The sequence below is a fragment of the Planococcus sp. VCh962 genome (assembly GCF_057748275.1).
Map to the genome: position 1 here is coordinate 664,854 of NZ_JBYLHS010000001.1, position 15,809 is coordinate 680,662.

Below are 15,809 nucleotides of genomic sequence, written 5' to 3' on the forward strand. Positions count from 1 at the left end.
AGAAGACAGGAGGCAAAAGTGTAGTGATTAATTCATTCAAACTTCTTCTCCCGCTAATTTTCAGCGCAGTTCTTCTTTCAGCCTGTTCCGGTTTTGGATTTGGAGGAAAAGAAGTTACTGTCGGGGGAAAAGACTTTACCGAGCAATACTTATTGTCTGAAATGACAGGATTTTTATTGCAGGAAGAAGGCTTTAAAGTCAATCAGATGAACAATTTGGGAAGCAGTGTTGTCCGTTCGGCATTGGAAAACGGACAAGTCGATATGATGTGGGAGTATACCGGAACTGCGCTCATGACTTACATGGGACAAGAACCCGTCCCTGATCCCCAGCAAGCATTCCAAAAAGTCAAAGAGCTGGACAGCTTGAACGGCATCCACTGGATGAATATGTCACCGGTCAACAATACTTTTGTATTGGTGATGCAAAGTGAACGAGCCGAAGAGCTTGGGATTAAAACCATCAGCGATCTTGCTGCCTATGTCAATGAACATCCTGGCGAGTTAACGATGGCGGCGGGTGTCGAGTTCGCAAACCGTGCGGACGCTTTGCCAGGTGTAGAAAAAACGTATGGCTTTGAATTTGGTACGGAGCAGATCAAACAAATGGATTTGGGGTTGACACACCGTTCATTAAACGATGGACTAGTGGACGTTACCGGGGCATCTGCAACGGATGCTTCCATTAAACGATATGATTTTACTGTGTTAGAAGATGATAAGCAATTCTTTCCTCCTTATTATGCGGCTGTATCGATCAACCAGGAAGTGCATGAGAAATATCCGGAAATCGAAGAAATCACAGCCCGTTTAGCTGGTAAACTGAACGATGACATAATGAGAGAATTGAATTATCAAGTGGATGTTGAAGGGCAAAGCGTTTCAGTTGTAGCGCATGATTGGCTGGTTGAAAATGATTTGCTGGCAGATAAGTAGATTTCTTTTCGCCGAAATTAAAGCTTCATGTACTGTGAGTTTATAAAATGAAAAGCAGTTCAATAAAAGCCTTTCCCCTTATTTAGTGGGAAAGGCTTTTATTGTTCCATTTTTATGCGGATCCCCATTTAAAAACTTCGTGTGGCAATACACAACTTCATATCATGTTTCGCGTGTATTACAGGATTTTAAAGAAAAATCGGCCATCCAGAGGAAGTATAAATATTTCATTCCAAGTATAAACTATTCGAAAAATACTGAATAAATAATTAATTTATGATACTATAATAGAACTTAAAAATATTAAAAATATCATTTATTTATCATATAGAGAAATCGCTATACAAGAGCAGAAGCAGGTATAAGGAAATTTATAAAATGAAGAGAAATCCCGAAATTTACATCTTTTTGATGAGTCAGCGTTTGTGCAAAGAACGGAGGTAAAAACATGACAGCTAAGAGAAAGCAGAAAAAAAGGAAGTGGATGCTATGGAGCTTAATCGGCATTTTGGTTTTAGCGATGACTGCAGCTGGTATTTTTATGCCGAAAGGAACTGGAGCTTTTCAAGCTGAAGTCGCGGAAACAGGAGACATCAGGACATATTATAATTTCCCCGGGACAATTGACGCCAAAAACAGAGAATCTGTCATAAGCGAAAAACCGATGCAAATCTGCGATATTAAGGTGCAGCAAGGCGATCAAGTCAAAAGCGGGGATGTGCTAATGGTAGCAATGACAGGCGAAGAAATAAAGGCGCCGATAGACGGCGAAGTTTCGCAAGTTCTAATCAAGAAAAATATGCAAGTGACGGCCGGCACTGAAATGATGAAGCTGGTGGACTATGTTAATTTTGAAACAAACGTGAAGGTGGATGAATTCAGTTTTAAATTCTTGAAAACCGATCAGAAAGTAGACGTTACCATCAATGCACTCGGCAAAGAACTAACAGGGACTATTTCCGAGATTTCTAAAGAAGCGATAAGTGAAAACGGTGTTTCGTATTTCATTGTGGCGATTGATCTTGAAAAAGATGAAGGATTACGGATCGGTATGAGCACAGAAGCGAAAATCATTAAGGAAGAAGCGATAGCAGTGACTACGCTGCCGATGGAAGTGATTCTTTTTGACAACCACAACCAGCCATATGTGCTGCTGCCATCCCAAGAAGGCGAGCCTGTAAAAAAAGCCATCACGACCGGCATCAATGACGGCATGATTGTGGAAGTGAAAAGCGGCGTATCAGCTGGAGATAGCGTCATGCACACGACCGGCGAGGAAGGGCTGCTGGAACAGCTTTTCTGGAGGTGATGAGGAATCATGGCAGAGCAAATTTTGAAAATGTCAGGCATCAGCAAATCCTATTTCTTGGGTGGAGAAGAGCAAGTGGTTCTCAACCATATTGAGTTGTCCGTAAACAAAGGGGACTTTGTGGCGATCCTTGGCCCATCGGGTTCCGGAAAATCTACATTGATGAACTTGATCGGTTGCCTGGATACTCCAACGGGCGGTGAGTATAGCTTGTCACGGCAAAATGTGCAGGAACTGGATGAAAAAGAACTGGCCGCTATCCGCAACAAGGAAATCGGTTTTGTTTTTCAACAATTTCATTTGCTGCCCCGCTTAAGTGCAAGACGTAATGTGGAGCTGCCGCTTGTTTATGCGGGCATCCACGAAAAAGAACGCGAACTACGGGCAACGGAAATGCTGGCCAGAGTCGGACTTGACGGAAAAATGGAGCACCGGCCCAATCAGCTTTCCGGCGGCCAGCAACAGCGTGTGGCCATTGCCAGAGCGATGGTGACCGAACCGACGATTCTGCTTGCCGACGAACCGACGGGTGCGCTCGACCAAAAGACGGGCCAGCAAATCATGGAACTCTTCCATCAGATAAATAAAGAAGGAAAATCGATTATCATGATTACGCATGACGCCGAAATCGCGAAAAACGCAGGACGGGTTTTCCGCATTCTGGATGGCCAGCTTCGGGAGGAGAGAGCCGGATGCTAAAAGAAAATTTGAAAATGAGCTGGATGAATGTCGTCCACAACAAGATGCGTTCGGCGTTAACCATCCTTGGCATTGTCATTGGAGTAGCCTCCATCATAACGTTGATCACCATCGTCAAAGGGGTTACCAGCGACATGACCAGCGATTTCGCCACATTTAAAGCGGATAAAATCATAGTAACGACTTTAGAAACCCCACTGAAAATGGGCTTGCTCCAACAGGACATCGAGCGGCTTGCTGAAATTGACAATGTGGCCGGCGTGTCACCGGCCGTCACGGGCTTCACTTCAATTGCAGCGGTTGGCGCCGTTAAAAAAGAAGTAAGCGTGATGGGGAGAAACGATGTCTATTTTTCGAAAAACGAAGATGTGATCGAAACAGGAAGAGGGATCAACCCATTAGACATCCAAAGTGAAAACAAAGTAAGTTTAATCGGGTCTTCGATTGCCGAAGAAATGTTTTATGGCGAAGACCCCATCGGGAAAAGCGTGATAATCGGCGGCATGAACTTCACCATCATAGGTACCCTCCAACAATCGCATGCCTTCTCGCCAAGTTCCATTAATGAGACGGTCATCGTCCCTTACACGACATCGATGCAGTTGCTTGGCACCAGTTATATCATGGCGGCCGATGTTTATATGGAAGACTCCGAGGAAGCTGAAAAAACCACACTCGCTATTGAAGCTGAGCTTAATGAAGCGTTTAAAGATCAGGGAGAAGGATTTTCAGTCAGGAATACGCAGGAGATGCTGTCGACCATCAACCAGATGATCACGACAATGTCTTGGCTGCTTGTTGGTATTTCTTCTATTTCCTTGATAGTGGGCGGAATCGGCATTATGAATATGATGCTCGTTTCGGTAACAGAAAGGACGGCGGAAATCGGGCTGCGGAAAGCACTCGGAGCGGAACCGAAGCGGATCCAGCAGCAATTTTTGTTTGAAGCGGTTTTTTTATCACTGATTGGTGGAATCATTGGCGTGGCAGCCGGCATCCTGGCGGCCTTTGCTATTTGTTCGTTTATGGACACCAGCTTCTTGCTGTCTCCTTTAACCGTCTTTTTGGCTCTCGGATTCTCAATGACGATTGGCCTTGTTTCCGGAATGGCCCCTGCCAGAAAAGCGTCGAAATTGAATCCGATTGATGCTTTGAGGAGTGTATAGATTTAGATAAATAAAAAATGAATGACATAGAACAAACTATATAAGCTGAACTAAAAAACAATCCTTTTATATCGCTTTGGCCGCTTTGGGCATGACTTCCACTATAAGCCGAGAAGACCACTCGTCTTATAGCTCCGTCTAGCTCTGGACGCGCCGGCGCTGGATAAGTTTTTTACACTAGGGAGAATCATTGATAAAGCTCTTTTATTATTGCTCACTTAGATACTTCACAAAACAGCTAGAGTAGCATATTTTTTATTGCCGCTAGGCTCCTGTTTTTGTCACTGCATCGCTTCACTATCTTCGACGCATTATTCAAATCTTCATCCACAATATTCAATATGATTAAAGTTGAACAACTGAATATTTATTAGGTGTAGCCTTTAGTTACTTGACTGAAGGCTGCTTTTCTTTTTAATAAGTGGAAAAGGCAATATCCATTCAATTATGACTAAATGCATATGGAAAAAGAAGAAACTTATCGCAATCTCAACCGTTATCTTGTCTAGGGACTTTCTTGTTGGTAGTATTAGGAATAAAAGAAAAATGTTCATATTATGATTATCGATAGATTACTATTAGTTAAAATTTCTTACATAATAAGGAAAGATAAGAGAGGTGTATTCGATGGAACCAGTTACAGCAAATGAGAAAGCCAAAAACTTTTTTGAATACATGCTGGCATTAAATAATTTAGTCGGAAAAGTTATACGGAACTACACGGATTTCGAGAAGAACTGGCAGCTGGAAGACTTAGATAAATTGGATGGCTGTTTTACTTTCGGGAATTGCCACAATGGTGAAAATCTCGTGGAAATACATAGACCCGCTATCACGAAAGCGGACGAAACGCCGCCCGCTCCCAAACCGATTTTCAAAGACTGGCTCAATTTTGAGCCGAAGAAAGAAACCGCAATCCCTTCCTATATAACGATGAAAACAACAGAGCTTGCAGTTGGCGAACAGCAAAAGGAATTTTTCATTGACAACGATAACCGCCTGGCCGCTTATGAACAATGGATGCCGGAGTGGAAAGAGTGGTCCGTAAAACTGAAAAACAAAAAACGCACGCTGGAGAAATACGAAGAATTTTTCGAGCTCTTTTCGCGTTTTGAAAAAGAAGGGGAAACGCTGGAATTTGTCTACGGAACCGGCCTTTTCGTTTGGCAGCATCCGGATCCGAAGATTGGAACCATTCGTTCGCCGCTTTTGACAAGCAAAGCGGAACTTGAATTGGATGCTTTTAAAGGCATCATTTCCGTGAAATTGGTCGATCAGGAAACAGCAGTTGAGCGTGAAATTTTCTCGGGGATTTCCATTCCGAATATCAATCCGATCAATCAGTTATGGAAAGAAGTTCAAACGAGGGAAATTACAGAAGACTTTACCGACTTCTTTACACAATTTATCCAAACATTTGATGCAAATGGAAAATTTATTTCGGATGCAGCTTCGAAAGTTCCGGACAAAGATCCAGTGATCTACAACTATCACATGCTTTCTCTCCGCATCAAAAATGCGCGTGTATTAAGAGATGATCTGGCTCAAATTATTGACGGCATTTCCACAGGTGAACTGGAATTATCCGATACGGTCGCTGCTATTATCGGAGAGCCCATAAAAGACAATTCAGCCGAAGGAAATGAATCTTTAAATAACGCCGGAGCATTTGACGACAATAATTTGTATTTCCCGCTTGAATCGAACGAACAGCAAAAAGCGATTATTCAGCGGGTATCCCGCCATCAAGGAGTTACGGTGCAGGGACCTCCTGGTACAGGGAAAACGCATACGATTGCCAACTTGGTTTCCCACTTCTTATCAGAAGGGAAAAAGATTCTCATCACCAGCCAAAAAGAAAGTCCGTTGAAAGTCTTGAAAAATAAGATTCCCCAGGAAATCCGTGATTTATGTGTGCCGGTTCTTGGAGGCGGTCGTGAATCGCTGCAGGAAATTGAGCAGTCGATCCGCGTCATCGGGGAAAAACTGGGCGAACTGGATGTGCCAAGGCTGGAACGAGAAATCGAACGCGATAAGGAAGCGCTGAACCGCAGCAAGCGCGAAGAAGCGCGCTTGAAAAACCTACTTAAGGAATATGCCGAAAAAGAAGGCACTGTCCTCCAATACAAAGGAGAAAAACTGTTCAAATACGACGTCGCCAAACGCCTATCAGAATCAGATACCCATTACAGCTGGATTCAAGACAATGTTGCAATAGATGCAGCGTTTCCGTTGAACCTCGTAGATTTCAAGGAATTATGGCAGCTTAAAAACGAGACAACAAAAGAACAGCTTCTCTTGCGGCATCAGCAGCTTCCTTTGGTTGAAGCAGAACTTAAGAATGCTTCATCTTTTGCCGTGTTCATAGAAATCGAAAATAACTTGAAAATATCAAATGAAGAAGGCAAAGCCGTCTTGCAGAAATACGGGCTGCCATTGGACGAAAAAGAAATCAAAAGGCTCCAAAAAGATCTTAATGAACTTCTCGGAATGTCGGCAGTGTTGGAGAATCCAGTTTACCAATCCATGATGGATGATTGTAGAGCAGGCGGCCACCGTGAAGAACGCTGGCGGACATTGACCGATAAATTAGCTGGAGCCGTTGATCGTTTATTTGCTTCCTATCATATCCTGGTCATCCACACGATCAACTTGCCGAAAAAAAGCAATGAAGCTTTAACAAACGATTTAACTGTCGCTAAAGAACCTCTTCAAAATGGTAAGAAACCCAACTTTTTATTCTTTATGGTAAAAGGAAAACAAGCTAAATACTTATTCGAAGATTCCGTGCTGAACGGCGAACCGGTTAAAACAGTTCAAGACATTGAAATTCTGGAGACCCATTTGGAATACGAATGGGTTAAAAAAGAAGCGGCTCGCCTGCTGAATGGCAATATGGAAGACATCCGCCATACCGTGATAGATGAAAAAGAAAAGCGGTTCCCGCACCTATTGGAAGAACGGCTGAAAGAATTGGAATTGGTCATCAAAACCGTTGATACAGCCCAATCCATAAAAGAAAAGATTACTTCTTACGGCATGAGCGATATCAATCTTTACTCTATTGCAGAAATTAAACAATTGATCCTAGACCTTGAATTGGTGCTGAAGCGAATGGAGTATTTGAAATGGGAAGCCCAATATAATGAAGAACTGGCTGGGTTAATGGCTTTAAGTACCCAAAACCAAATGCATCCGGTTAGCCGAGATTTTGCCGTGGCTTATCAAGATAAAGACCTTTCAAAATGGGTCCATCTTTTGAGCACACTTGAAGAATTGCAGCTGACCAAAGCGAAAGTGGGTCGTTTTTATGCGTTACTTGAGCAGTTCAATCAGACATTGCCTCTGACTGGAAAGTTGCTTGAAATGTCAGCGGGAGAAGATAGTGAGTTTCCTGAAGACCATGCACAATCATTTGAACTGAAAAAATTGCAGACTTGGCTTGATGAAACGAAAGATACGAATACGACGCTTTTGAAAAAACAGCTTGAAGAAGAGCATAGTGAACAAAAGCGTTTGATCCGTGCGATTGTCAGTGCGTCCACTTGGAAAAACCAAGTAAACCGGATAACCGATGAAGAAAAACGGGCATTGTCTGCCTGGAAAACCTATATCAAACGATTCGGCAAAGGCAGCGGGAAATCGGCGCAGCGCAATCTACAAGGTGCCCGAGAAGAAATGAAAACTGCACAAAGTGCCATTCCGGTATGGATCATGCCGATCAGCCAAGTGCTTGAGAACTTCCCGGTGACCAATGAAAAATTCGATGTCATCATTTTTGACGAAAGCAGCCAATGCGATTTGTTCGCCATCAATGTGCTCCTGCGTGGCAAGAAAATCGTGGTCGTCGGTGATGACGAACAAATCAGTCCGCAATCGATCGGTACCAAGCAAGACGATGTAATGGAATTGGTGCGCCGCCATTTGAAAGGCATACCGAATGCGGATCTGTTCGATGGCAACTTGTCCCTATATGAAATCGCGGAGCAGACCTTCCCGAAAGAAGGAAAATTAATGCTGCGGGAACATTTCCGCTGCGTACCGGAAATCATCCAGTTCTCGAATGACATGAGCTATGGCGGTGAAATGATTCCGCTTCGTTTGCCGCTAGAAGAAGACAAGATTGATCCGCCGGTACTGGCAATCAAAGTCAAAGACGGCTATATCGAGGACCGTAAAGATGTCAATGAAGGCGAAATCGATGCGATTGTTGCAGACATGGCAGAAATAGTCCGCGATCCGAAACTAAAAGGCCAGACATTTGGCGTTATTACACTGCTTGGCCAAGACCAGCATAAATTATTGGAATCCCGGATACGCCAGGAAATCGGCGACCGCGAATTTGTGGAGCGGAAAATTATTTGCGGCAATCCGTATACACTGCAAGGAGACGAGCGGGATATTATCTTCCTATCGATGGTATCTGCACCAAACCGCAATTTCAGAGCCTTGACGGGCAATGCTGACAAGCAGCGATTCAACGTCGCGGCAAGCCGCGCGAAAAATCAAATGAGATTGTACCACTCAGTGGATTTAGAAGAGTTAAGTTCAGTGGATTTGCGCTACCGCTTATTAAGCTATTGCCAAAACCCGACTCGTTTGAATATGGAAGTTCAAAACCTGGAAGAACTATGCGATTCGCCGTTTGAAGTCGATGTACTCCGCATGATTTTGGCTAAAGGCTATAAAGTGACGCCGCAAGTCAAAGTCGGCCAATACCGAATCGATATGGTTGTCGAAGGAATCCGTGATCGCTTAGCCGTTGAATGCGACGGGGAAAGATGGCACGGCCCTGAGAAGTTCGAGGAAGACATGAAGCGCCAAGAGTCTTTGGAACGCTCTGGTTGGAAATTCTGGAGGGTGCGGGGCAGAGAGTTCTACTTTGATAAGGTGAAAGCTTTGGAGAGTCTTTGGGGGCAGTTGGAATCGCTTGGGATAGAGCCGATAAAGGAAAAACAGTTGATTAAATAATGATTTAGAGTTTGAAAAGAAGCCTTTCAGCTAAATGAGAGGCTTCTTTTCCATTTTAGAACGAGGATTTAATACTTGATTGCAATACTGTTTGGACTACTTTGAGTTCTGTTTATAGTTATAAAGAATAATTTAATTGAAAATTATGGAACTTAAGTGGTACTATTAATTTATTAAGCAGCTAACTTAAATATCTGAAAGTAAAAGGGGAAATCTAAATGTTAGAAGCGATTTATGAAGGGGAAAGGTTTAATCTGCACAACCATTTAAGTATGCAAGACTCGGTTAAGTTAGAAGTAGGTAGGTTGAAGAAAGCAGCAGATAAAGGAGCATTTACTTGCCCATATTGTAATGGGATTTTAAAGCTGAAAGCTGGAGACATATATGAAAAACATTTCTTTCATCCAAGTAATTCTTGTTCTATTTCAGAAGCTAGTGAAACTTACCAAAAACAAATAAAAAGAGAATCAAAGAAACATTCAGTAATGAAGGAAATCATTTACGATGAATTGAAGACGCAAGAAAAAATTAATGACAATCTACATGTAGAATATGGTTACATCGAAAAAGCGGATGAAAAATGGAAATACTATCCGGACATTATAGTTGAAAACAGTAAAGCAGAACTTGCTATTACTATTTTGACTGACGTAACCGCAACGAAAGATTCAAGACTTGTACAACAAATAAAAAAGAGAAATGATTATTTTAAAACTAAGAATTTAAAACCGATATGGTTTGTAGAAGAAACTGAGCAATCTATTGATATGAAACATCGCGTTATTCATCTATGGGAAGCGGAATTAGACATCGCAGTTAAGATGGAAGAAGACCATAAATGGGAAGCAGCTTTGGACCATCTAAAAACGGAAAATAATTTGTTTGATCTCTTCAATTACCATCATCAAAATGCTCCAAGGAAGTATGAAGTGTTTAGCCTTTATTACGTGAAATCTACAGAAACAAACATCACTTTTACTATACAACGTTTTTTGAAGGATCAAACAAGTCATCCTTACCGGGCGTTCGCATTAAATGAAGCTTATGAAATAAAAATGGCTACTGCTCTGTTGACAGAAGACACTATGCAATTAAGTGACCCTCTTATAGAAGATCAGCAAAGAGAGAACTTTTTACAAGAAGCACTTAAAAGAGATAAAGAATACATACCAGCAGCTGCAGAAGGGTCAATTATTTTTGATGAATTACAAGTTAGTCAGCCACTCACTAATGCTAAAAGATATGATGAAGTAGGACTATCAGTGATTTTACATGATTACATTGAAGAAGTGAAAGTGATTTCAGCATATGAAGTAAGCAATTATTTAGTTAAGGAATGCGGTGCTCCATCAGATACATTTGCTACAGGTAGATATCGAATTTATGGAGATGTCTGTATTGCCTTAAGTAGAATAGAAACTTCCGGAAAGATTAAGCTGATAAAGAAAGACTATGTAAACGATAGGATATATGAAGTCATTTGAAATAGGAAAGCTATTTAACATTTATATCTCCATGGAAGTAGTATTTTCTTTAATGATTAAACAAGTGTATTCTAACCTGTGTATAACCTGTCTAAAGGTTTACACAGGTTTTTTTATGCAAAAAAGAACTGTTATTGCAATAATAATAAACTAAAGTAAAATAAGAACTAAGTATAAATTAAATATGAGGAGAAATAAATGGAAATCAAAATATTCTATCGTACACAACGGGATATAGCTGCAGCGTTGAATCAACTGGTTGATGCCTATTGGGAAGATAAAATTATCGAACAAAAGCTAATTGAAGGCGTTAAAGGCATATATATAAATAACCAGGAAAAGTTGGTCAAAAATAATGAATTTACTAAAGTCGTTCAACAACAATGCGGAAAAAGAAGGTTAGTCATTATCGAACGTATCATAGAAATGAAGAATTCATAAAAAGGTTTAAAAAAGTTTGGAGTGAGAGCAAAATGGAGTTAGAGTATTCATCAAGTTTGAACGGTGCTTCTTACTTATTATTTGAGTTAAAACAAGCTGCAAAATTGAAAGTGCAAGGATTTTCAAACGCTGAAATTCGTAAAAAGATAGTGGATGAAAATTTGTTTCAGTTTGGAAACAAAGGGAGAATCAAACGCTCAATGCCTTCAATAATGAGAAGATTGGATGTTATTGATGAAACTCTTGCAAAAATCATATTAGAAGGTTCTCTGGAATCGGGAAAAGTGATTAACTTATACGCAATAATGAAGACTGATCTTTTATTCTTTGAATTTATGGATGAAGTCATAAGTGAAAAGATGCATACGAATAACTATCTATTTGAAAAAAAAGACATTAACATTTTTTTTACTGTAAAATCAGAACAAAGCGAGCTGGTTGGAAATTGGAGTGCTTCTAATATCGAAAGATTAAAAAGTGCTTATCTTCAAGTGCTTTTCGAAAGCGGCATGTTAAAACAGCGCCAAAGCAACGAATTAAATCGCTTAATCATCGATGAACAAATTAAAGAACATCTAAGACAAATTGGTGATGCCAAGTACGTCCAAGCGATGGGTGAATAGAGGTGAGAGAATGGCAAACTTAAATGCAAGACTTGACCGAATCATTCCGAAAATTAAAGAAGATAAATTCATTGATGGCCGAGGGCTTGGAAATGAAATTAGCTTTTATGTTTTCGATTACAAACCTGAGGATGAATTGGTTGTCCGTGATTATATAAAGCATATAAAAAAAGAATTTAACTATGATGGTTCGACTAGAAAAATCATTGAATTCGACCTTTACAAGCTACTATTGGAAATTACTAAGGATAAAAGGATTTTCGATCGGATTTTTGAAATGGAACAAAGACAAGGGAAAGATGCCTTGTTCAAAGCTCTTACTACATTTGCGAATCCACAAATATTTCTACAGAAAATTAAAGAACAAATGAATGGACATGACGTGGTCATTTTAACAGGGGTAGGGAAGGTTTATCCGTTTGTCAGATCCCATAATATTTTAAACAATTTACAAGAAGTCATAGATAAAACACCGGTAATCATGTTTTATCCAGGTGAATACAGCGAACAAGATTTACACTTATTCGGCAAGTTCAAAGACGATAATTATTATCGGGCATTCCGCTTAGTTGACTAATTAAATAGGGGGATTATAAATGTTATTAAAAGAAATGTTCCAGAAAGATATAGAACGTGATATTCGTGGTGTAATTAAAGTTGCGCAAACTGATGATGAAAGCATTTATCAGGAATTGGACGAGTATGTAGTCACGCGCGAATTACAAAAGCACTTATCGAAGTTTTACGAGAACTATCAAAAAGGCGTAAATGGCTCAACTGATAAAATGGGCGTTTGGATTTCAGGTTTCTTTGGATCTGGTAAATCGCATTTCCTTAAAATACTTGCTTATTTGTTAGAAAACAAAAACGTGCAAGATAAAAATGCTATAGACTTCTTTGATGAAAAAATTCAAGATCCGTTAGTATTAGCAAACATGCAGCGAACAGCCGATATCGAAACAGAAACTATTCTATTCAATATCGATGCAAAAGCGCAACTGGATAATAAATCAAAAGAAGATGCGATTTTACGCGTATTTATGAAAGTCTTTTATGAACATAGAGGCTATTACGGCGACATTTCAGGCGTTGCTGAGATGGAGAAGTACTTAGACAAACAAGGGAGCTATCAGACTTTCAAAGACGAGTTTAAAAACTTTTCCGGTGAACCTTGGGAAGAACGTCGCAACAGTTTTTATTTTGACAGAGATTATATCGTCGGTGCTTTATCAAAAGCCACAGACATGACAGAAGAATCAGCTGGAAACTGGTTTGACAATGGGGTTAATAATTACGAAATCAGCATTGAAAAGTTTGCAAAAGACGTGAAAGAATATATCGTTGAAAAAGGCAAAAACTTTCATCTGATTTTCTTGGTGGATGAAATCGGTCAATACATAGGGGACAGCAGAAGCTTGATGCTAAACCTCCAAACGCTTACTGAAGAACTGGGTACCCATGCGAAAGGTAAAGCTTGGGTCATGGTGACTTCACAAGAAAGCATTGATAGCATCGTCAAAGTAAAAGGCGATGATTTCTCACGAATTCAAGGCCGTTTTGATACAAGACTTTCACTATCTTCAATTTCAGTAGATGAAGTCCTGAAAAAACGAATCCTTCTTAAAAAAGATTACGTGAATGACAAATTGAAATTGCTTTTTCCCGAGAAAAGTGCCATCTTAAAAAACTTGATCAGCTTCCGTGAAAGCACGGCTGATCTGCGAGGCTATGACAATGAGCAGGAATTTGCAGAAGTATATCCATTCATCCCTTATCAATTTAAATTGCTTCAAAACGTCTTTGAACAAATAAGAAAACACGGTTCTTCTGGTAAAAGCTTATCTGAAGGCGAGCGTTCTATGTTATCTGCATACAAAGAAACTGCTTTAAGATACAAGTTAGAAGAAGAAGGCTTCTTAATCCCGTTCCCTGCTTTTTATGAAACAATTAGAGAGTTTTTGAATCCGTCAGTTTCTCGAGTGATTGACGGAGCATATGAAAACCCGGCATTGAAAGATGATCCTTTTAATATGGAAGTATTAAAAGTCTTATTCATGGTCAAGTATATTAAAGAACTGCCAGCGAATATTGATAATATTGCGACGTTAATGATTACAAACATTGATGAAGATAAATTAGAGTTAAAAGAAAAAATCAAAAGTTCACTTAGAAAACTTATTTCACAAACTTTAATCCAGAAAAATGGGGATTACTATCTTTTCTTGACAGACGATGAGCAAGATATTAACCGTGAAATTAAAGCTTCGAATATAGATGAGGAAGTTGTGAAGCGTGAGTTAGCCACTTACATTTTCCAAGACCTTTACGACGAAAAACGGTTCCGTTATTCTTCTGAGTACCTTTTCTCATACAACCAAAAGATGGACGAGAAAAATTACGGTAATCAATCATCGAGTATCGGTGTCCAAATAATTTCCCCGCTTTCTGATCATTATCAAAAGTCTGAGCAAGAACTGATGATGATGACTGGCGGCAGCGGAGAAATGATTATCAGACTGGGTGGCAGTGAATTGTATGTAGAGGAAATCGAAGAAGCCCTGCGTATAGAAGAATACCGCAAGAAAAAAAACATTACGCAGCTTCCGGAAAATATCCAAAATATCTTGAATAACAAACAAGCGGAAGTACGGGAACGCAAACGCCGTGGCCGCGAATTGCTGGAAGATGCCATTAAGAGCGGGGCTTTCTTTATCAACGGCGAGAAAGTCGATATAAAAGGTTCATCCGTAAAAGAAAAATTTAACACAGCATTCAAAATCTTAGTGGATAATATTTATACAAAGCTTGGCTATGTAAAAGAGCATTTGGAAAATGAAAGAGGATTAATCCATATCCTAGCTTCGGATAACCAACAGATTTCATTCGATGATTCTTTGGAAACCTATCCAAACGAATTGGCTAAAAAAGAAATATTTGATTTTATTTGCTTACAAGACGACATCCAAAAACAAACCCGTGTCAAGATTTTATATGACCGATTTATGGATAAACCGTATGGTTGGAAGCAATTGGACATAGCGGCATTAATTGCGAAGTTATTGAAAGAACAACTTATTCGCATTCGGTATAACGCTGAATACTTGGAACCTGAGCAGAATACAAATCTCTTAGTGTCAATTTTCGCTAAGACGGCTGATGCAGACAAAGCGATTATTTTAAAAAGGGGTAGAGTAGATGAAAAGTTGATTCGTGCTGCCAAGCGTGTTGCAAAAGAAGTTTTCAATAAAACAGATCTGGCTGACGATGAAGATGGACTAGTGAAAGATCTCCGGCTGTTGATTGAAATGCAGATCGCCGAGATCAATGAACTAAAAGCTCAATATGAAGGACAAAAATATCCAGGGAAAAGCCTTCTGAATAAAGGCCTTGAATACTTCAACCAATTCCATAATGGCTTAGATAACGCAACGTTCTTCACAAAACTAAAGGAATTAGAAGATGACTTAGCTTATTGGGAAGAAGACATCATGTACGTAAAGAGCTTCTTCAGTGGTAATCAAAAACAAATATTCAATCAAGGATTGGCTCAGTATGCTAAATATGATGAAAACATTGCCTTTTTAGGTGGAGAAGAAATAGAAAAAGCCGTAAAAAGTTTAGCAGCAATTTTAGACGATCCAATTCCTTACAAAAGAATCAAAGAAATTCCTGAGTTGGCTCATAAAATAGAAGAACACATAAATATGGTGTTGTCTGAAAAGAAAAAGAACGCCATAAACAAACTTACTGATGATCAGGAAAGTATCTTATCCTTCTCCAGTCAATACGGTGTTAGCGATGAAACGAAACAACAAATCAAAAAATTCTATGAAAGCTTAATAGAAGATCTTGCTTCATATACGGATATTTTTAAAGTAGAAGCCACTATTCCGAGAAGTGCTAACTTCAAAGAAAAAGCGGAGAATAAAATTAATGGAGAAATTGAAGAATGGCTTCGTAGAAAACGAAAAGAACAAGAAGATAGACCGGTTAGAGATGGAGCAGACTCAACTCCTACTCCTGTTCAGAAAAGATTCGTTCAACCGGCTGAATTATTTAGTCCAACTCCTTTAACTACAGAGGCTGAAATAGATCAATACATTGAAAATTTATCTCGAAAATTAAAGCAAATTATAAGAGATAATAAACACATAGAATTTAGAAAGTAAGTGGGGGAGAAT

Annotated in this window: 10 protein-coding genes; all 10 read left to right on the forward strand. The window is 39.8% G+C overall.

Features of this window, described 5'->3' with window-relative positions:
- The first annotated feature begins 23 nt into the window (after positions 1 to 23).
- The 10 genes from AC3AQ9_RS03465 to brxC all read left to right on the forward strand — a co-directional run bounded on the left by AC3AQ9_RS03465 (position 24) and on the right by brxC (position 15,797).
- On the forward strand, positions 24 to 935 hold the full coding sequence (locus AC3AQ9_RS03465) for an ABC transporter substrate-binding protein (RefSeq protein ID WP_488306051.1): 912 nt from the start codon (positions 24 to 26) through the stop codon (positions 933 to 935).
- 448 nt (positions 936 to 1,383) lie between these two features.
- Positions 1,384 to 2,244 (forward strand): efflux RND transporter periplasmic adaptor subunit, encoded by an 861-nt coding sequence (locus AC3AQ9_RS03470; protein WP_488306052.1) that lies wholly within the window; start codon positions 1,384 to 1,386, stop codon positions 2,242 to 2,244.
- Between the two features lie 9 nt (positions 2,245 to 2,253).
- Complete coding sequence (locus tag AC3AQ9_RS03475) at positions 2,254 to 2,943, forward strand: ABC transporter ATP-binding protein (protein ID WP_488306053.1); 690 nt, start codon at positions 2,254 to 2,256, stop codon at positions 2,941 to 2,943.
- A complete protein-coding gene (locus AC3AQ9_RS03480; protein WP_488306054.1) occupies positions 2,937 to 4,109 on the forward strand; it encodes an ABC transporter permease in 1,173 nt (390 codons plus the stop codon). Before AC3AQ9_RS03475 ends, AC3AQ9_RS03480 begins: the two co-directional genes overlap by 7 nt.
- Positions 4,110 to 4,736: 627 nt before the next feature.
- Positions 4,737 to 9,080, forward strand: a complete 4,344-nt coding sequence (locus AC3AQ9_RS03485; RefSeq protein ID WP_488306055.1) for a PDDEXK-like endonuclease domain-containing protein — start codon at positions 4,737 to 4,739, stop codon at positions 9,078 to 9,080.
- Positions 9,081 to 9,298: 218 nt separating this feature from the next.
- The gene (locus AC3AQ9_RS03490; protein WP_488306056.1) at positions 9,299 to 10,564 is read left to right on the forward strand and encodes a competence protein CoiA family protein; all 1,266 of its coding nucleotides are present in this window, start codon (positions 9,299 to 9,301) and stop codon (positions 10,562 to 10,564) included.
- A 198-nt stretch (positions 10,565 to 10,762) separates the two neighbouring features.
- On the forward strand, positions 10,763 to 11,005 hold the full coding sequence (locus tag AC3AQ9_RS03495) for a TIGR04540 family protein (RefSeq protein ID WP_488306057.1): 243 nt from the start codon (positions 10,763 to 10,765) through the stop codon (positions 11,003 to 11,005).
- A 32-nt stretch (positions 11,006 to 11,037) separates the two neighbouring features.
- On the forward strand, positions 11,038 to 11,628 hold the full coding sequence (locus tag AC3AQ9_RS03500) for a DUF1819 family protein (RefSeq protein WP_488306058.1): 591 nt from the start codon (positions 11,038 to 11,040) through the stop codon (positions 11,626 to 11,628).
- 10 nt (positions 11,629 to 11,638) lie between these two features.
- Complete coding sequence (locus AC3AQ9_RS03505; RefSeq protein WP_488306059.1) at positions 11,639 to 12,205, forward strand: DUF1788 domain-containing protein; 567 nt, start codon at positions 11,639 to 11,641, stop codon at positions 12,203 to 12,205.
- A 19-nt stretch (positions 12,206 to 12,224) separates the two neighbouring features.
- On the forward strand, positions 12,225 to 15,797 hold the full coding sequence (brxC, locus tag AC3AQ9_RS03510; protein ID WP_488306060.1) for a BREX system P-loop protein BrxC: 3,573 nt from the start codon (positions 12,225 to 12,227) through the stop codon (positions 15,795 to 15,797).
- Positions 15,798 to 15,809: the final 12 nt, after the last annotated feature.